Here is an 18,543-nt window from a genome sequence, read left to right as displayed (position 1 = left end):
TCCTGCGAGAGTTGACGGGCGTTTGCCGGCTTGTGCGGCGCTGGTAGCGCATCTTGGCGCGAACCGCCAGCCCCTGCTGCAAACTGACATTGCCCGCACCAGCACGTCTTCAATCCGCTCATGACCGCCGCTTCACCCTGGTGGACGCCGCATGTCCACGCCGATCGCCGCCCGCGCCTGCTGCTGCGCAATGGCCTGACTGCTGCCCTGCGCGACTGGTTTGCCCGCAACGATTTCATCGAGGTGGAAACATCGGCCTTGCAGGTCTCGCCCGGCAACGAGGCGCATCTGGCGGCTTTCGCCACGGAGGCGGTCGGCCCGGATGGCGCGCGCGCGCCGCTCTATCTCCACACCTCGCCGGAATTCGCCTGCAAGAAGCTGCTCGCCGCCGGTGAACCCAGGATCTTCAGCCTCGGTCCGGTCTACCGCAATCGCGAACGCGGCCCCTTGCACCATCCCGAATTCACCATGCTCGAATGGTACCGGGCGGGCGAGACCTATGAGAGCCTGATGCGCGATTGCGCCGATCTGCTGGCGCTGGCCGCGACGAGGGCAGGGGCGATGCGCTTTTCCTTCCGGGGCCGTGATTGCGATCCCTTCGCCGAGCCCGAACGGCTGACGGTGGCGGATGCCTTCACCCGACATGCCGGCATCGATTTGCTGGCCACCGTCGCCGCCGATGGCGGCACCGACCGGCACGCGCTCTACGCCGCCTTGACCAAAACCGGCCTGCGAACCGCGCCTGACGACAGCTGGGCCGACCTGTTCAGCCGGGTGATGGTGGAGAAGATCGAGCCCAACCTGGGGCAGGGGCGCGCGACCATCCTGTGTGAGTATCCGGTCGCCGAGGCGGCGCTGGCCCGGCCGAGCCCGCGCGATGCCCGCGTCGCCGAGCGCTTCGAGCTCTATTGCTGCGGTGTCGAGCTCGCCAACGGCTTTGGCGAACTGACCGATGCTGAAGAACAGCGTCGGCGCTTCATCCTCGAGATGGACGAGAAGGAGCGCATCTATGGCGAACGTTACCCGGTGGACGAGGATTTTCTCGCCGCCCTTGCCATCATGCCGCAGGCCAGCGGCATCGCGCTCGGCTTCGACCGGCTGGCGATGCTGGCGACCGGTGCCCGGAAGATCGAGGATGTGATCTGGACGCCCGTGGCCGAGCCGTGAACCGACCGGCTACCGGCTTTGTCCTTGATCCGCCCGCCAAGAAGCTGGCGCCGACACCTGCGATCGATCCACTGATTCCGGCCTTCGCCATTGCACAAGCCGGATTGGAACAATAGATGGTGGGCGGCGGCCATGGGCTGGCCGTAGCAGCAGGATCACAGGCATGACCGATACGCTTGATGCAGCAAAGTTGACCGACCGTGTCGCGGCCCTGGTCGAAGCTGCCAAAAAGGCTGGCGCCGATGCCGCCGACGCGGTTGCCGTGCGCGGCCGCTCGACTGGTGTTTCGGTGCGGCTCGGCAAGGTCGAGGGCACGGAATCATCCGAGAGCGAGGATGTCGCGCTGCGCGTCTTTGTCGGCAAGCGGGTGGCAAGTGTCTCGGCCACCGCTGCGTCCGACCCGGCAGCGCTTGCCGAGCGCGCCGTGGCCATGGCGAAAGTCTCGCCCGAGGACCCGTACCAGGGGCTGGCCGATCCGGCGCTGCTGGCAAGGCAAACGCGTGATCTCGACCTGTTCGATGCCACCGAAGTGTCCGCCGACCAGTTGAAGGAAGCAGCCCTTGCGGCGGATGAGGCAGCACTTGCCGTCAAGGGCGTGACCAATTCGGCCGGCGCCAGCGCCGGTGCCGGTCTTGGCGGCCTGGTGCTGGCCACCTCGCACGGGTTCCTTGGCCACTATGTCGGCTCGCGTTTCTCGCGCTCGGCCAGCGTCATCGCCGGCGAAGGCACTGGCATGGAGCGCGACTATGAATTCTCCTCGCGCCAGCATTTTGCCGATCTCGACGCGCCGGCGGATATCGGCCGCAAGGCCGGCGAGCGCGCCGTGCGCAGGCTTGGCGCGCGCAAGGCGGCGACCGGACCGATCGACGTGGTGTTCGATCCGCGCGTGGCGCGCGGCATCGCCGGCCATATTGCCGGCGCCATCAATGGCGCCTCGGTCGCGCGCAAGACCTCGTTCCTGCGCGACATGATGGGCAAGCAGGTAGCCGCATCCGCGATCACCGTCACCGACGAGCCGCTCAGGCCGCGTGGCCAGGCCTCGCGTCCCTTCGACGGCGAAGGCGTCGAGGGCGAAAAGCTTCTCATGATCGACAAGGGCGTGCTCAACCACTGGTTCCTGTCGACTTCGGCGGCGCGCGAACTGGGACTGATCACCAACGGGCGCGGATCGCGCAGCGGCTCCTCCGTTTCGCCGTCCTCCACCAATTTCGCCATCGAGCCGGGCGAGCGCTCGCCCGAGGATCTGATCAAGTCGCTCAAGACCGGTTTCTATGTCACCGAGGTGTTCGGCCAGGGTGTCGACATGGTGACAGGCGAGTACAGCCGCGGCGCTTCCGGCTTCTGGATCGAGAATGGCGAACTGGCCTATCCGGTCGCCGAGGTCACCATCGCCTCCAACCTGAAGACGATGTTCCTCAACATGGTGCCGGCTGATGACCTCGACCGCAATTTCGGCACCGCCGCACCGACGCTCCTGATCGAAGGCATGACCCTTGCCGGAGCCTGAGCCGATCACCGCCGGTGCCCCTTCTGACGCCGGCGGGGATCTGCCGCTGCTGCAGGACGCCGCCCGCGAAGCGGGTCTCATCGCCATGCGCTACTTCGGCAACAGCCCGCAAGTCTGGATGAAGGGCGGCACCTCGCCGGTCAGCGAAGCCGACCATGCGGCGGACGCCTATCTGCGCGGCACCCTGCTGGCGGCGCGGCCGGACTATGGCTGGCTGTCGGAAGAGACGGTCGACGATCCGGCGCGGCTTTCGGCGCGCCGCACCTTCGTCGTCGATCCGATCGACGGCACGCGCGGCTTCCTGGAAGGCCAGCGCACCTGGTGCGTCAGCGTCGCCGTCGTCGAGCAGGGCCGCACGCTCGCCGGCGTGCTCGAATGCCCGGCAATGGACGAAACCTACTGGGCGCTGCCCGGCCAGGGCGCGTTCCGCAGCGGCAAGCGCATCGCCGTGCGCGCGCTTGGCGACAAGGCCGAGATATCAGGGTTGAAGCAGTTGATCGACCTGGTGCCGGCCGGCTGGCAGAAGCGGCTGACACGGGCGCCCTACAGCCCGTCGCTGGCCTATCGGCTCGCAATGATCGCCAACGGCACGCTCGACGCCACCTTCGTCAAGCCGAACGCGCATGACTGGGACATTGCCGCCGCCGATCTCATCCTGCGCGAGGCCGGCGGCCAATTGCTCGACCCGAATGGCCGCGCGCCGCTCTATGCCGGGGAGGTGACCCGCCACGGCGCGCTCGCCGCCGGCAGCGGTGAATTGCTGGCGGTGCTCGTCGACGTCATCGCCGGGCTGGATGCGTGAAAGCATTTTCGAAGGTTCCAAAGTCGGCGGCTTTGGTCTAGACCTGTCACAAACTCACAATATGTGAAGGACCGACATGACCGCGGAAGACGGTAAGAAACAGCTTTTGCATCTGGTGTTCGGCGGCGAACTGAAGAAACTTGGGGGTACCGAGTTCCGCGATCTCGATGGGCTCGACATTGTCGGCATCTATCCAGACTATCAATCCGCGCACACAGCGTGGAAAGCCAAGGCGCAAGCCAGCGTGGACAATGCCCATATGCGTTATTTCGTCGTTCATCTGCACCGCCTGCTGGATCCCGACAGCAAGGACGCCGGTTGACTTCGATGGAGCAGGACCTGGCGAAAGGGCCAGCCAGCGACGCCGCGCCCAAGGGCAGGGGCGGCAGACGCACGACCAAGACCTTCTGGCGCAAGATACGCGAACCGCTCGCGCAGTCGCGATTCGTCAAGAACGCCATTGCCAGCCTGCTTGCCCAGTTCGTGCGCCTGGTTCGCCTGACCAGCCCGCTGGTCGCCGGATCGGCGCGCTTTTCGGGCGGTGCCTACGCCGAATTCGAGCCCGGCATCATCGCTTTGTGGCACGGCCAACATCTTTTGACGCCAGCCTATTATCCGAAGCGCAAACCGCTGGTCGCCATGGTGTCGCGCAGCGCCGATGCCGAGCTCAACGCACTGATGCTGGAGAAATTCGGCATCGAGGCGGTGCGCGGTTCGGGCGGCCGTGACAATGCCAGGCATCTCGACAAGGGCGGGGCCAAGGCTTTGATCGCCCTCAAAAAGTCGCTCACGGCTGGCAAGAACGTCGCCATGATTGCAGACATTCCTCACGGCACGCCGCGCGACGCAGGGCTCGGCATCGTTCTCCTGGCGCGCCTCTCGGGCCGGCCGCTCCTGCCTGTCGCCATTGCCACCAGCCGCCGCAAGGTGCTGGAAAAAAGCTGGGACAAGACCACCATCAACCTGCCATTCGGCCGTTCCGCGGTGACCATCGGCGAGCCGATCTTTGTGGCGGCGGACGCCGATGACGCCGAAATGGAGCGCAAGCGCCAGGAAATCACGACCGCGCTCAACGCCGCGACCGCCGAGGCCTACCGTCTCGTGGATGGCCGGCGATGAGTGGCCGCTGGGCGCGTGCCATGTTGGGGGCATACCGTTTCGCAGGTGCCGCGGCCTATCCGCTGGTCGGGCCGTATGTCGCCTGGCGCACCTCGCGCGGCAAGGAAGACCGCAACCGCCGCCGCGAGCGCTACGGCGTCGCTGGGCGTCCTCGCCCCGAAGGGCCTGTTATCTGGATCCATGCCGCGAGCGTCGGCGAAACCATAGCCGTCGTGCCCTTGGTCGAAAGCATTCTCGACTATGGCGTCAACATCGTGCTGACGACCGGCACCGTGACATCGGCCCAGGTTGCCGACGAGCGGCTCGGCGACCGCATCATCCACCAATATGTGCCGCTCGACCTGAAGCCGGCGGTCAGCCGCTTCCTCGATCACTGGCGGCCGGACCTGGCGATCATCGCCGAATCGGAAATCTGGCCGATGACCATCCTCGAGCTTGGCGCGCGCCATGTGCCGCAGGTGCTGGTCAATGGCAGGCTTTCCGACCGCTCGTTCAGCTCCTGGAAAAAGCGCGCCAACATCGCCGAGGCTCTGTTTGAGAACCTTGCCCATGTCGTTGCCCAGTCGGATGTCGACGGCGAACGTTTCCGCGCGCTGGGTGCCCGCCCGGTCACGGTGTCGGGCAACCTCAAGGTCGACACCAACCCGCCTCCTGTCGACGAACGGGCGCTGGCCAACTTGCAGCGGCAGATCGGCGGCCGTCCGACCTGGGCGGCGATCTCGACCCATGATGGCGAGGAGGTGGTCGCGGCGGAGGTCCACGCCACGCTGCACAAGCGCCACCACGGCCTGCTGACCATCGTCGTGCCGCGCCATCCCGATCGTGCCGAGGCCCTTGCCGCGCAGATTTCGGGCATGGGGCTGAAGATCGCGCGGCGCAGCAAGGGCGATCGTATCGGACCCGACACCGATATCCTGCTCGGCGATACGATTGGCGAGATGGGCCTCTATCTCCGGTTGACCGAGATCGCCTTCGTCGGCCGCTCGCTGACCTCCGAGGGCGGCCAGAATCCCCTCGAACCGGCCATGCTCGACACCGCGGTTCTTGCCGGCCGCAATGTACAGAATTTTCGCGAAGCCTATCAGCGGCTGATCGACAGCGGCGGCGCCAAGCTGGTGCGCGATCGAGACATGCTGGCCGGCGCCGTCAACTTCCTTCTGACCAACGAAGTGGCGCGCCATGAGATGATGGCGGCAGGGGTCGCGACCGTCGATGAGATGCGCGGCGCGCTGGCGCGCACGCTGAAATCGCTCGAACCCTATATCCAGCCGCTGGTCGTCAAGTCGCGCCTGAAGGGCGCGAACGGGCGTTAAGGTGGCCTCTGAAGCACCACCATTCTGGTGGGAAGAGCCGGACTGGAAAGTCCTGGCGCTGTCGCCGCTGTCGGCCGTCTATGCGCTCGTAGCCGGCCGCGGCATGCGGCGGGCCCGGCGCGAGAAGATCGAGGCGCCGGTTCTGTGCGTCGGCAATTTCACCGTGGGCGGCACCGGCAAGACGCCGGTCGCCATCGCGCTCGCCGAACAGGCCAGGCGCATGCGGCTGAAGCCCGGTTTCCTGTCGCGCGGCCATGGCGGCTCCTTCGCCGAACCGCATGTCGTTGATATCAGTCATGACAGCGCCAAGCATGTTGGCGACGAGCCGCTGCTATTGGCCGAACACGCGCCGGTGGCTGTGACGCCGAACCGCGCCGCCGGCGCCCGGCTGCTGCTGGAAAGGCACGGCTGCGATTTCCTGATCATGGATGACGGGTTTCAGAGCGCGCGCATCCATATCGACTATGCGCTGGTCGTCGTCGATGCCCGCTACGGGATCGGCAATGGCCGCGTCATTCCGGGCGGCCCGCTCAGGGCCAGGGTCGTCGACCAGCTGGTCTTCACCAGTGGGCTGCTGAAGATGGGCGAGGGCACCGCCGCCGACGCCGTGGTGCGCCAGGCGGCCCGCGCCGGCCGGCCGATCTTCGAGGCCCATACGGAGCCCAGCAGCAAGACAAGGCTTGCCGGCAAGCGCTTCCTGGCCTTCGCCGGCATCGGCCATCCCGACAAATTCTTCGACACGGTGCGCGAGGCCGGCGGCGAAGTTGTTCTTTCAAAGCCCTTTCCGGACCATCATTTCTACGCCGAGGACGAGCTTGCCGAACTGGCGGCGACGGCACGCACCGAAGGCCTCGGCCTCATCACCACCGCCAAGGACGCCGCCCGGTTGCGTCACGGCGCCCCGCAGGGCTTTCTCGACGGTCTCGACGTGCTGGAAATCGACACGGTTTTCGAGCTCGACCACGTGCCCGAACGCATCATCGAGGAAACGCTCGATGCCTGGCGGCAGCGCAAGCTGAGAGGCTAGAACAAGGAAAAGTGTGAAGCGGTTTTCCCGGGAAAAGCGTGTAGCGCTTCCCTTGGGAATTGCGTCAAAACAAAGAGCTGGAACGGTTCGGCGTGAAACGATGAACCATTCTAGCTTCGCTTGCGCAGCTCCGGATGCACTTCGATTTCGCGGCGCAGCGAGGCGGCGGCGTTGACGTAGGGCTCCTGCCTGGCGACGCTCCAGTATTTCAGCTCGTCCAATGGGATGTTTTCCCCGGTCACGGCGCAGCGCACGAACGAGCCGGGGCTGGTGACCTGGAAATCGCCATCGAGGTAGCGGATGCGGGCTTCCTTGCCGCCCGGGCCTTCGAAACGGTTCATCATGCAGTGGTGCCGAGGTTCATGGAGATTTCATCGCCACAAATCTCCGGCCAGGTCAAGCTCGCGACAAGCCTCGGACAATGCTGAGGCGCTACGAGAGGCTGAAAAGCGCTTTGATCGGGGGCATGATGGATATTTCTTCCGCCCGCCTGGCTTCCTTGCTCAAGGAGGCGATGACGCCGCAACCCGTGCCGTTGGCAAAGGCAGATCCGGTCAGGACGGCCCTGGTCAGGGAACTGGTCCAGCCCCCGGCGCCCTCCCTGTTCGCGGAACGTACGGCTCCGGCCCTGTTGGCAATGCCAGCGGCGCCAATGGCCGTCAAATCGCAGCAGATTGCGTCGGCTGGCATCGTCGAGGCCTATCAGGCGCAGATCGAGACGAGGGACGAGGCGGCTTTGGCAACCGTCGTGGCCAGGAAAGCGGCGCCTCAAACCGAAACGCAGCGAGGCGCCTTGCCACCCACCGCAACCGCCAACGACAACGCTCCCGCCAGGGCTGCGGGAGTGTCCTTGCTGTCGTTTATTCCACCGCAGGTTCCGGTCCCGAAGAATGCCGCCGCCCTGGGTGCTCCGGCGGGACAGCGAAGGCCGGGCATTCAATCCGGTGGTGCGGCGCCGAACCCCGAGCGCCTGCTGGTGAGGATCGGCTTTGTTTCGATCATGACCGGTCTATTGGCAACCGTGATCTTCGGGTTCGTTCTGTTGCTGCTTCGCTGAGTTGCGAACCGGTTGGTTGCGAACTGGTTGGTTGCGAACCGGTGATGGGGCGGCCGGCCTGGAGACCTATCGCTCCGCCTCGATAAACGCTTCGATCTTCTCGGGCGCCAGTCCGGCCTGCCGCGCGATGCGGCGGGCGAGATCGGCCGCGGCCGTGCGTGGCAGTCCCATTGGCCGGTCGAGCCAGTAGGATACCGGATTGAGCGCGGTGCGCTCTTCGACCGCGGTGATGCGGCCCGATTTCAGCTGATGCCCGGTCAGCGGCGGACGTGCCAATGCGATGCCGAGCCCGTAGGCGGCGGCGTCCAGCACCAGATTATAGTCCTCGAAGCGCCTGTCCTGTGGGCGCGGACGGTAATCCATGCCTTGTGCCGCGAACCAGGCGCGCCAGCCTGAGGCGTCCGAATCGTTGATCAGGGGGAATTTGAGCAGCCGGGCCGGATCGCCGCGGCCGATCTCGCGTGCAAGCTCCGGCGAGGCGACAGGGAAGACATGCTCCTCGAAAAGCTGCACCGAGACGCGGCCCGGAATGCCGCCGCGGCCGCAGCGGATCGACAGATCGATGCCCTCATCGGCAAGGTCAGCCTGGCGGATGTCGACATCGAGCACGATGCGCAGCTTGGTGGGATTGTTCTCCAGGGCCGCCATGCGTGGCATCAGCCACAGCCCGCTCACCGAGGGGATCGAGGTCAGCCGCACCACCGCCGTGCCGCGCGGCTCGACCCAGCGGTCGGAATGGGTCGATATCAGCGCGAAAGCCTCGGACGTGCGCAGATGCAGCCGGTTGCCCTCGATCGTCAGCGTCACCCCGCGCGCGCCGCGATCGAACACCTTCAGCCCCAGCCAGTCCTCGAGCTTGGCGATCTGCCGGCTGACCGCGCCATGGGTGATGTTGAGCTTTTCGGCCGCCGCCGAGAAACTGCCTGTACGCGCCGCCGCATCGAAGGCACGCAGGGTTTCGAGCGGCACCATTGTGTCTGAGCTGTGATCCATAGTCACAGGTGATCCTCGATTTGGTCGTTTGTCAACAAGCGGGAAAGGGCGTTTTGTGGCTTTCAAGACGAAGAACACGAGGACAGTGAGATGAGTGCGATGACGGGCACGTTGAATCAGACACAGCGGATGGACACCACTGCGGCCATCGCCGTGGCGTTGACGGTTGTCGGTTGGGCGTCCGCCTTTCCGGCGATCCGTGCCGGCCTTGCCGCCTTCCAGCCGCTGGAGCTTGGTGCCCTGCGCTTTGCCATCGCCGCGGTGCCGGCGGCGATCTTCCTCGCGGTCAAGCGCCCGGCGCTGCCCAGGGTCGGCGAAATGTGGCGCTTCGCCTTTGGCGGCGCCATTTTCGTCGCGCTCTATACGGCCATGCTCAATTTCGGCGAACTGACCGTCTCGGCGGGAGCCGCCGGCTTCATCATCAATGTCAGCCCGATCTTCACCGCCATCATGGCGATGGCGCTTCTGGGCGAGCGTTTCTCGCCTCTAGCCTGGCTTGGTACGGCCATCTCCTTCGCCGGCATCGGCATCATCGCCGTGGCCGACGGCCATGGCTTGCACTTCAATGCCGGCGCACTGCTGGTGCTCGGCTCCGCGCTCTGCTCGGCCGTCAACACCATCGTCCAGAAGCCGCTGTTTGCCCGCCACCATCCGCTGACCATCGCGGCGTCCAACATGGTGCTCGGCGCGCTCTGTCTGGCACCCTTCCTGCCTGCCGCCTTTCAGCAGGCGGCTGTCGCCAACGCCGCCGGTCTCGGCGCCGTCATCTATCTCGGCATCGTGCCGAGCCTGATTGCCTATGCGGCCTGGGCGACGGCCCTGTCGCGCCTGCCGGCAGCGCGTGCGTCGAACTTTCTCTATCTGGTCTCGCCCATGTCCGCCCTGATCGGTTTCTTCTGGTTGGGTGAAGTGCCGACGCTGCTCGGCATCCTCGGCGGCGCGCTGGCGCTGGGCGGCGTCATCGTGGTGAATTTGAAGAGGTAAAACAGAAGGTTGGAGGCGTTTGCGGACTCAAATCCGAAACCTTATCCGCCAGCATGCAGACACCCGGAGGAAGGGCCGTTATGGTGAGCCGCTTTCACTGGGGGGACGGAATGGGAAAACTGCTCATATCGGCGCTCTTTTGCGTTTTGTCGCTGACCGGGGAAGCCGTCGCGGGCTGGTATCACGTCGAAAACTACGAAGGAACCATCGGGCCCGATCCGGTCCATTTGTCGCTGCAGAGATATGACAGTTTTGGCAGCGGCATTACCGTCCAGGGAAGTTACTTCCGCGACACGGAACAGAGGCCGATCGCAGTGTATGGCACCGTCAACGGCACCAAAGTCTCGCTTTGCGAGATCGCGGATGACAAGGAATTCTATCGGGTCATGGTAATGGGGTCAAAGACGCCGGTCGACACCGCCGGATGCCCGATCGTCCTTGATGTCAACGCGGACGGCGCGACGGGAAGCTTGAGCAAGGGCGCCGACGAATTGCCCGTCATTCTCAAGAAGGTCGCGAGCCTTGATGACACCGGCGACGCAAAGATCGTCGGGACCGTCGAGATTCCCTTCTGGGCCGAGACCGCCGCCGACAGGTTTGCCGGCGTTTATGCGAACACCAGCGCCAGTATTTGCATGACGAAAATGCAGGTGATCAAAAAGAGCACCGGCAAGGTCGTCCAGCAAATCCGCTTCGATGACGATGATTGCAATGCGGGCATGCTGATGACGCCCATCTACATGAACGTTCAGAAGTCGGTGGAGCACGGCAAGGACGTCATTTCGGTGAATTTTCGCGGTGGCGGCGCCGGCTACACGACGGACTACGTCTTCAATCGCGCGACCAGGAAATATCAGAAAAAGAACTGACGCGGGGCATCGGGCCTTGGTGTTGGCGGTCGGAGGGCACACCTACCGCCGACCGAACAGCCGCTCGATGTCCGCCAGTTTGAGCTCGATATAGGTTGGGCGGCCATGGTTGCACGTGCCCGAACCCGGCGTCGCCTCCATCTGGCGCAGCAGCGCGTTCATCTCCTCGGCCTTGAGCAGGCGGCCGGAACGCACCGAGCCGTGGCAGGCCATTGTGGCGGCGATCTTGTCCAGCCGCTCCTTGAGCGTTTCGATCGTGTCGTTGTCGGCGATCTCGTCGGCGAGATCACGCACCAGTTGAGGGACATTGGTTTCGCCCAGCATCGAGGGCGTCTCGCGCACGGCAACGGCGCCCGGGCCGAAACGCTCAATGCCCAGGCCGAAGCGGGCCAATGTCTCAGAATGCATGGCGAGCCGCTCGGCATCCTCTTCCGGCAGATCGATGATCTCGGGCAGAAGCAGCATCTGCGAGGGCACGGGGCGCGAATGCAGGGCGTTCTTCAGGGCTTCATAAACCAGCCGCTCATGCGCCGCGTGCTGGTCGACGATGACGAGCGAATCCCTGGTCTGGGCAACGATGTAGTTCTCGTGCACCTGGGCGCGCGCGGCACCCAGCACCGTGCCAAGCAGCGTCTCGGCCGCCTCGCTCTGCCCGGCGCGCGCATCGGCGCTGGCAAGAGGGCCGGTATCGAACGCGGCCTGGCCGGGCTCACCGAAGCCGCCATGCCTTGCACCGGCGCGTTCAAAGCCAGAGCCTTCGAATTGCATGTCGAGAGGCCGCTGCGGCGAGCGCGAGGGGTCGAAACCGGCGGAGCCGGATGCGTGGAATGCTGCTTCGTAGCTGCGATGGCCGTTGGCCGGGCCGCCATGATTGTAGGGTGCGGCGCCCGGCCGGAACGCCGCCATCATGCCGGCGGCTCCGGTCGTGGCCGAGCGGATGCCGGCGTCCGCCAGGGCCTGGCGGATGGCGCCGACGATCAGCCCGCGCACCAGGCCCGGGTCGCGGAAGCGCACATCGGCCTTGGCCGGGTGGACATTGACGTCGACGATGGCCGGATCGAGCGAAAGGAACAGCACCGTTACGGCGTGGCGGTCGCGCGGCAGCACATCGGCGAAGGCGCCGCGGATGGCGCCGGCGATCAGCTTGTCGCGCACCGGCCTGCCGTTGACATAGGCATATTGCTGCAGCGCATTGGCGCGGGTGAAGGACGGGATCGACACATGGCCGGTCAGATGCACGCCTTCGCGCATCGCGTCGATGGCAATGGAATTGTCGGGAAACTCGCCTCCCATCACCTGGGCGACGCGACGCAGGCTGCCTTCCTGACTGTCGTCGGTCGCCGGCAATTCCAGCGTCGAGCGGTCGGAACCGGCCAGCGTGAACCGCACGGCCGGAAAGGCGATGGCAATGCGCTTGACGACGTCGCTGATCGCCGAGCTTTCGGCGCGCTCGCCTTTCATGAATTTCAGCCTCGCCGGCGTGGCGAAGAACAGGTCGCGCACCTCGACCGTGGTTCCCCGATTGGCCGCCGCCGGCCTGACGGGCAGGACGCGGCCGCCCTCGATGCCGATTTCGGCGGCGCTGTCTCCCAATGCCGTGCGCGAGCGGATCGACAGCCGCGACACCGAGCCGATCGACGGCAGCGCCTCGCCGCGAAAGCCGAGCGAGCGGATGTCGTTGATATCCTCGGTGAGCTTGGAGGTGCAGTGGCGGGCAATCGCCAGCGCCAGCTCCCGCTCGGGGATGCCGGAACCGTCATCGGTGACGCGGATCAGATTGAGCCCGCCGCCTGCCGTGACGATTTCGACGCGCGAAGCGCCGGCATCGAGCGCGTTCTCGACCAGCTCCTTGACCACGCTGGCCGGACGCTCGATGACTTCGCCGGCGGCGATCTGGTTGATCATCGTTTCGGAAAGCTGGCGAATGGGCATGGGGCACTATAGGCGGATTCGGGCTTCGCGGGAGGGGCAGAATTGCGTTGGCGGTGGATCAGTTGGCGGTGCGGATTTCGCGCACACCCTTGCGCAGCCGCCGGCGCAGCAAATTGCGCAACGTCACCCCCTCGCTATAGCCGACCTTCGCGGCGATCTCGTCGACGCTGTCGGATGAGGTTTTCAACAAATGCACGGCCTGCTCGACGCGCAGATCCTGAAAATAGGACAGCGGCGTCTTGCCGAGCACGTCGTTGACCCGTCGCGACAGCGTGCGCTTGCTGGCGCCGAGTGCCGTGGCTGCTTCGTCGAGATTGAACCCGGCGGCGAGATGGTCGCGCGCCCAGCGTTCGAAGCGTTCGACCAGCGGGTTGGAATGGGCAAGGTGGTCGGAGATCGCATAGGCCGATTGCAACGGCCGGCTGTCGACGATGAGGTATTTCGCCGTCAGCGCAGCGAGTTCCGGGCTTGTCTGGCGAATGATCATCAAAGCGAGGTCGATGTGGCCGAGTGCGGCTCCGGCGGTTGCGAACTGCCCGTCATTGATCAGCATGCGCGCGGCATCGAGCCGCACTTGTGGGTAAAGTTGCCGGAACATCGGCGCCAGCCACCAGGTTGTCGTTGACCGCCTGTGGTCGAGCAGGCCGGTTTCGGCCAGGATGAAAGTGCCGATACAGGCAGCTCCGATGCGTGTGCCTGTTTCGGCGGCAGCGCGCAACGCCTTGGTAGCGTCGGCGATATCGCTGCGTTTCAGGGCGTCGGCAAGCGGGCCTGGCATCTTCTGGCCGATCGCCGGGATCACCAGCCAATCGGGATCTGGCTGGCTGCCCATCGCGACGACCGGCACTTGAAGGCCCTGTGCCGTGCGGACCGAGGCGCTCACCCCGACGATAGTCGTTGTGAAGCGGCTGGGCGGCGACACCAGCATCCCGACCAGTTCGTTGGCGGTGCCGAACACGTCGAGCATCGTGGCCAGTCCGGTGTCGAAGACGCCATCAAGCGCAAGGACGGAAATGTTCATGGCGATAATGGTATCAAAGATGTCATTTTTGCCAATACGCTTTGGGGCTCGATGCTGCAACTGTTGTTTGCGACGGCCGCCTCCGGCCGCACAAACGACGAGGAGAAGACAAATGATCAAGCTCGCATTGTTCGCACGCTTCGAAGCCAAGCCGGGCAAGGAGAAGGATGTCGCCGCGTTCCTCAAAACCGGACTGCAGCTGGCCAATCGGGAAGCAGGAACACCGATCTGGTTTGCCTTGCAGCTTTCGCCAAGCGTCTTCGGCGTGTTCGATGCCTTTCATGACGAGGCAGGGCGGCAGGCCCATCTCACTGGCGAGATTGCAAAGGCGCTGATGGCCAATGCCGAAACACTGTTCGCTGGCCCGCCGACCATCGACAAGGTGGATGTGCTGGGCCTCAAGAATGACGGTTCGGTCTGATCGTTCCAGCCTGCGAATGCAATCCGGCCACGCGCCGGATTGCATTGAACTCACGCCTGCGCCACCAGCCAATCCCTTACCTTGCGGGCATTCTCGCTGAGGTCGCGGTTTTTCGGCCAGATGACGTAGAAAGCGATGCCGGTCCTCATCACATGCTCGGTGACCGGCACCAGCAGGCCGGATGCCACGAGCCGCTCGACGAGATGCCGCCAGCCGAGCGCGATGCCTTGCCCTTCCATGACCGCCTGGATCACGAGGGCATAGTCATTGATGCGCAGTCCGCGTTCAGCATTGCGCAGGCTGGTTCCGGCGGATGCGAACCATTCGTCCCAGTTGGGGGCCTCGCGATAGGGTTCCTCAAGATGGATGAGCCGGTGCGCGGCCAGTTCCGCGACGGTCCTGGGCAGGCCGAACTTGGCGAGATAATTGGGCCCCGCGACCGGAAAGATCTCCTCGTCTGAGAGTGGCATCGAATGATAGTCCGGCCATTGTCCGGGCACGCCTCCGCGCACGCCGAGCGGGATGCCCTCGGCGATGATGTTGAGGTCGCGGTCGGCGGTCTGGATGCGCAGATCGATGCCCGGCAATTCGTCGCGGAACTGCTGCAGGCGCGGCATCATCCAGAAGGAGCCGAAAGCGGTTGATGCGGCGAGCGTCACATGGCCGCCGGTCGCCTGCAGGCGCAGATCCTCGGCCGACTTGCGGATGTGCGACAGGCCCAGCGAGACATCGGCGTGGAAGCGTTCGCCGGCTTCGGTCAGGCTGACCTGCCGATGACGACGCTGGAACAGCTTGGCGCCGAGCTGCTCTTCCAGCCCGCGCACGGCATAGGAGACGGCTGCCTGCGTCATGCCGAGCTCGCGCCCGGCGGCGGTGAAGCTCGACAGCCGGCCGGCTGCCTCGAAGACGATCAGGCTGCCGGCGGAGGGCAGGAGGTGGCGCAGGCTTCGCATAAGCACAGCTTATACAGAAGATCAGGATTTTCCAGCGTCACAGCCATATTTCGGGTCGCTAACGTGTATGGCGGGAAGAAGGAGGCTCCATGAACGCACCGGCCGTCGAATTGACCGAACAGACCCACCGCCGCGGCGGTGGCCGTCTTGGCCGCAAGGCGCTAAGAAGCGCGCCGATCGCTTCCTTTCCGACCTTGGTGCGCAAGATCCCCGCCTATGAGATCGTGCCTGACGAGGCGGTGGAACTGATCCACGAGGAATCGCTCAAGATCCTCGAGGAGGTGGGCTGCGAATTCCGCGACGACGGCGCGATCGAACTCTGGAAGGCGGCCGGCGCCGATGTCAGGGACACGCGTGTCCGCATCGACCGCGCGCTGCTGATGGAGCTCGTCTCGAAGGTTCCATTGGAGTTCACGCTCCATGCGCGCAACCCCGAGCGCACGGTGCGCGTCGGCGGCAAGAACTCGATTTTCGTGCCGATGTATGGCGCGCCCTACGTCCGCGACCTCGACAATGTCAGGCGCTACGGCACGCTCGCCGACCTCAACAATTTCCACAAAATGGCCTACATGGCGCCGGCGCTGCATTCCTCGAGCTCGGTCATCTGCGAGCCGATGGAGATTGCGGTGCCGAAACGGCATCTACACATCATCCACTCGGCCCTGAAGCATTCCGACAAGCCGTTCATGGGCATAGTGACGTCGAAAGAGCGCGCCGAGGACACGATGGCGATGGCTGGCATCGTCTTCGGCGAGGAGTTCGTACGCGACAACCCTGTGCTGGTGGCGATCACCAACTGCAATTCGCCACTGGTATGGGACGCCACCATGATCGATGCCATGCGGGTCTACGCGAGCCACAATCAGCCGCTGATCCTGGCGCCTTTCGCGCTGTGCGGCGCCTCGACCTCGGCTTCCGCCGTCGGCGCGGTGGCGCAGGTCAACGCCGAGGCGCTTGCCGGCGTGGCGCTGACCCAGCTCATCCGCCCAGGCTCGCCGCAGATCTACGGCCAGTTCATGGTCACGGTCGATATGAAGACCGGCGCGCCGATGGGCGGCACGCCGGAGGCCGCCCAGATGATGTACCTGATGGGTGCCTTGGCGCGGAAATACCGGCTGCCATGGCGCACGTCTGGTTTCCATGTCGGCTCGAAGCTGAACGACGCCCAGGCTGGCTACGAATCGAACATGCTGATGCATGCCGCCATCCTCGCCGGCGCCAACTATATCTGGCATTCCGCCGGATGGCTGGAAGCCGGCCTGACCTGCGGCTACTCGAAATTCGCGACGGACTGCGAGCAGCTTGTCGGCTGGTACAAATACGCGGGCGGGCTCTCCTTCGACGATTTCAAGGAAGCGATGGCGGCGATCCGCGAGGTCGGGCCGCAAGGCCATTTCCTCGGCACCCAGCACACGCTCGAACACTTCGAGTCCGCCTTCTTCATGCCCTCGATCATGGACTTCAATTCCTATGAGCAATGGAATGCCGAAGGGGCGAAGGATCACGACACGCGCGGCCGTGAGAAAGCGCGCAACATGCTGGCCGATTATGAGGAGCCGAAGCTGGACGAGGGGATCGCCGAGGGTCTCAGGGATTTGATCGCGCGGCGCGAGGAGAAGCTGCCGGATACCGTCAGTTGAGAAAGAACGGGCAACGACCCGACGGAACCAATGGGAGAGAGAAATGGCATTCTTCAGAAGCAATGGCGATCGTGTCCCTAGCGCTATCGAGGCGATGGCGGAAGACGCGCGCGCGGGCGGCATGGACCGGCGTGAGTTCCTGGCCCTGGCAAGCGCCTTTGGCGCATCGACGGCTTTGGCCTATGGCATGATCGGTCTCGCCGCCCCGCAGCAGGCTCTGGCCGAGGAGCCAAAGAAGGGCGGCACGCTGCACGTCTCGATGTCGGTCAAGGCGCAAAAGGATCCGCGCACCTATGACTGGGTGGAGCTTGCCAATATCTCGCGCAGCTGGCTGGAGCCGCTGGTGCGCTATACCAGACAGTTCACCTTCGAGCCGGTGCTGCTTGAAAGCTGGGACATCAACGACGACGCAACCGAATACGTCCTGCATGTGCGCAAGGGCATCACCTGGAACAATGGCGATGCTTTCAACGCCGACGACGTAGTTCACAACCTGACGCGCTGGTGTGAAAAAGGCGTCGCCGGCAATTCGATGGCCGCCCGTGTCGGCGCGCTGATCGACGCAAAAACCGGAAAGGCGAGGGATGGCGCGATCACCAAGGTCGATGACAGCACGGTCAAGCTGAAGCTCAGCGAACCCGACATCTCGCTGATCCCGAACTTCACCGACTATCCCGCGCTTGTCGTGCACCGCAACTTCGACGCCGACGGCGCCGATCCGATCAAGAAGCCGGTCGGCACGGGACCATTCGAACTGGTCTCCTACGATGTTGGCCAGAAGGCGGTGGTGAAGCGCCGCGAGAACGGCAAATGGTGGGGCGGCGAGGCGCCGCTCGACGGCGTCGAGTTCATCGACTACGGCACCGATTTCAACGCCACGGTCAACGCGTTCGACTCCGGCGAGATCGACCTCAATTTCGAATCGCCCGCCGACTTCATCGACATTCTCGACAAGATGGGCCTGCAGAAATCCGAGGTCGCGACGGCGACGACACTCGTTGCCCGCACCAACGTCACCCATAAACCCTATGACGACAAGCGGGTGCGCAACGCACTGCAGATGGCCGTCGACAACAACGCCGTACTGCAACTCGGCTACAATGGGCGCGGCACGGTCGGCGAGAACCACCATGTCAGCCCGATCCATCCCGAATATTATGCCCTGCCGAAGAAGGAGCGCGACGCCGCCGGCGCCAAGAAGCTGATGGCGGAAGCCGGCCAGGCCGACTTCGAGCACGAGCTGATCACCATCGAGGACGATTGGCAGAAGAACACCGGCGACGCGATCGCCGGTCAGCTGCGCGACGCCGGCATCAAGGTGAAGCGCACGGTGCTGCCGGGGTCGACCTTCTGGAACGACTGGACGAAGTATCCCTATTCGATGACCATCTGGTACATGCGCCCGCTCGGCGTTCAGGTGCTGGCGCTTGGATATCGCACCGGCGAGGCGTGGAATGAATCCGCCTATTCCAATCCCGACTTCGACGCCAAGCTCAAACAGGCGCTTTCGCTGATCGACGTGGCCAAGCGCAAGGAAGTGATGAAGGACGTCGAGCAGATCCTGCAGGATTCGGGCGTCATCATTCAGCCGTTCTGGCAGAAGCTCTTCAGCCACACCAACAAGAAGGTCAGGAATTACGGGGTCCACCAGACCTTCGAAATGGATCTCCAGAACGTCTGGCTCGCCGGCTGAAAGGAGGCCGGGCAGGGACTTCATGAGCCGCAAAAAAGCCGATAT

General features: G+C 64.6%; 18 protein-coding genes. 13 read left to right on the top strand and 5 right to left on the bottom strand.

The annotated features are described in order from the left end of the window. The first annotated feature begins 120 nt into the window (after positions 1–120). From epmA to lpxK, 7 genes are all read left to right on the top strand, one after another. Positions 121–1,167 (top strand): EF-P lysine aminoacylase EpmA, encoded by a 1,047-nt coding sequence (gene epmA / locus EB230_RS23675; protein WP_056562890.1) that lies wholly within the window; start codon positions 121–123, stop codon positions 1,165–1,167. Between the two features lie 163 nt (positions 1,168–1,330). Then, positions 1,331–2,674: a TldD/PmbA family protein gene (locus tag EB230_RS23670; RefSeq protein WP_056562887.1), complete on the top strand. Its 1,344-nt coding sequence runs from the start codon at positions 1,331–1,333 to the stop codon at positions 2,672–2,674. Further along, positions 2,661–3,476 (top strand): 3'(2'),5'-bisphosphate nucleotidase CysQ, encoded by an 816-nt coding sequence (locus EB230_RS23665; protein WP_056562884.1) that lies wholly within the window; start codon positions 2,661–2,663, stop codon positions 3,474–3,476. Before EB230_RS23670 ends, EB230_RS23665 begins: the two co-directional genes overlap by 14 nt. A gap of 76 nt (positions 3,477–3,552) precedes the next feature. Then, entirely contained in the window at positions 3,553–3,798 is a 246-nt protein-coding gene (locus tag EB230_RS23660) for a DUF4170 domain-containing protein (RefSeq protein WP_056562882.1), read from the top strand. A 5-nt stretch (positions 3,799–3,803) separates the two neighbouring features. Then, on the top strand, positions 3,804–4,595 hold the full coding sequence (locus EB230_RS23655) for a lysophospholipid acyltransferase family protein (protein WP_056562879.1): 792 nt from the start codon (positions 3,804–3,806) through the stop codon (positions 4,593–4,595). Then, positions 4,592–5,908, top strand: a complete 1,317-nt coding sequence (gene waaA, locus EB230_RS23650) for a lipid IV(A) 3-deoxy-D-manno-octulosonic acid transferase (RefSeq protein WP_056562876.1) — start codon at positions 4,592–4,594, stop codon at positions 5,906–5,908. Before EB230_RS23655 ends, waaA begins: the two co-directional genes overlap by 4 nt. Before the next feature lies 1 nt (position 5,909). Further along, a complete protein-coding gene (gene lpxK, locus EB230_RS23645; protein ID WP_056562873.1) occupies positions 5,910–6,935 on the top strand; it encodes a tetraacyldisaccharide 4'-kinase in 1,026 nt (341 codons plus the stop codon). Positions 6,936–7,045: 110 nt separating this feature from the next. Here lpxK and EB230_RS23640 read toward each other — a convergent pair whose 3' ends face one another. Then, the gene (locus EB230_RS23640; RefSeq protein WP_056562870.1) at positions 7,046–7,279 is read right to left on the bottom strand and encodes a DUF2093 domain-containing protein; all 234 of its coding nucleotides are present in this window, start codon (positions 7,277–7,279) and stop codon (positions 7,046–7,048) included. A gap of 77 nt (positions 7,280–7,356) precedes the next feature. Here EB230_RS23640 and EB230_RS23635 point away from each other — a divergent pair, with 77 nt between their 5' ends. Beyond that, on the top strand, positions 7,357–7,992 hold the full coding sequence (locus tag EB230_RS23635) for a hypothetical protein (RefSeq protein ID WP_245303317.1): 636 nt from the start codon (positions 7,357–7,359) through the stop codon (positions 7,990–7,992). A 66-nt stretch (positions 7,993–8,058) separates the two neighbouring features. Here EB230_RS23635 and EB230_RS23630 read toward each other — a convergent pair whose 3' ends face one another. Beyond that, positions 8,059–8,985, bottom strand: a complete 927-nt coding sequence (locus tag EB230_RS23630; RefSeq protein WP_056562867.1) for a LysR family transcriptional regulator — start codon at positions 8,983–8,985, stop codon at positions 8,059–8,061. A 90-nt stretch (positions 8,986–9,075) separates the two neighbouring features. On the opposite strand from EB230_RS23630, the gene EB230_RS23625 reads away from it, so the two are divergent. Both EB230_RS23625 and EB230_RS23620 read left to right on the top strand, forming a co-directional pair. Further along, positions 9,076–9,969: a DMT family transporter gene (locus tag EB230_RS23625; RefSeq protein ID WP_056562864.1), complete on the top strand. Its 894-nt coding sequence runs from the start codon at positions 9,076–9,078 to the stop codon at positions 9,967–9,969. A 110-nt stretch (positions 9,970–10,079) separates the two neighbouring features. Then, a complete protein-coding gene (locus EB230_RS23620; RefSeq protein WP_056562859.1) occupies positions 10,080–10,838 on the top strand; it encodes a hypothetical protein in 759 nt (252 codons plus the stop codon). A gap of 42 nt (positions 10,839–10,880) precedes the next feature. Here the strand turns inward: EB230_RS23620 and mutL are convergent, their stop codons facing one another. After that, positions 10,881–12,770 carry a DNA mismatch repair endonuclease MutL gene (gene mutL / locus EB230_RS23615; RefSeq protein ID WP_056562856.1) on the bottom strand — a complete coding sequence of 630 codons (1,890 nt, stop codon included), beginning with the start codon at positions 12,768–12,770 and terminating at the stop codon, positions 10,881–10,883. Between the two features lie 58 nt (positions 12,771–12,828). Continuing rightward, a complete protein-coding gene (locus EB230_RS23610; RefSeq protein ID WP_056562853.1) occupies positions 12,829–13,791 on the bottom strand; it encodes a helix-turn-helix domain-containing protein in 963 nt (320 codons plus the stop codon). Positions 13,792–13,903: 112 nt separating this feature from the next. On the opposite strand from EB230_RS23610, the gene EB230_RS23605 reads away from it, so the two are divergent. Then, positions 13,904–14,212 (top strand): hypothetical protein, encoded by a 309-nt coding sequence (locus EB230_RS23605; protein ID WP_056562850.1) that lies wholly within the window; start codon positions 13,904–13,906, stop codon positions 14,210–14,212. A gap of 50 nt (positions 14,213–14,262) precedes the next feature. On the opposite strand, the gene EB230_RS23600 is transcribed toward EB230_RS23605, so the two are convergent. Next, complete coding sequence (locus tag EB230_RS23600) at positions 14,263–15,165, bottom strand: LysR substrate-binding domain-containing protein (RefSeq protein WP_056562845.1); 903 nt, start codon at positions 15,163–15,165, stop codon at positions 14,263–14,265. An 89-nt stretch (positions 15,166–15,254) separates the two neighbouring features. On the opposite strand from EB230_RS23600, the gene EB230_RS23595 reads away from it, so the two are divergent. Next, positions 15,255–16,805 carry a trimethylamine methyltransferase family protein gene (locus tag EB230_RS23595; RefSeq protein WP_056562841.1) on the top strand — a complete coding sequence of 517 codons (1,551 nt, stop codon included), beginning with the start codon at positions 15,255–15,257 and terminating at the stop codon, positions 16,803–16,805. Between the two features lie 43 nt (positions 16,806–16,848). After that, the gene (locus EB230_RS23590) at positions 16,849–18,498 is read left to right on the top strand and encodes an ABC transporter substrate-binding protein (RefSeq protein ID WP_056562837.1); all 1,650 of its coding nucleotides are present in this window, start codon (positions 16,849–16,851) and stop codon (positions 18,496–18,498) included. The last annotated feature ends 45 nt before the right edge of the window (positions 18,499–18,543 follow it).

Origin of the sequence: Mesorhizobium sp. NZP2234 (assembly GCF_013170765.1) — a bacterium.
Taxonomy (GTDB): domain Bacteria; phylum Pseudomonadota; class Alphaproteobacteria; order Rhizobiales; family Rhizobiaceae; genus Mesorhizobium; species Mesorhizobium loti_D.
Note: the sequence above shows the minus strand (reverse complement) of the source record. Positions and strands in the feature narration are given on the sequence as shown.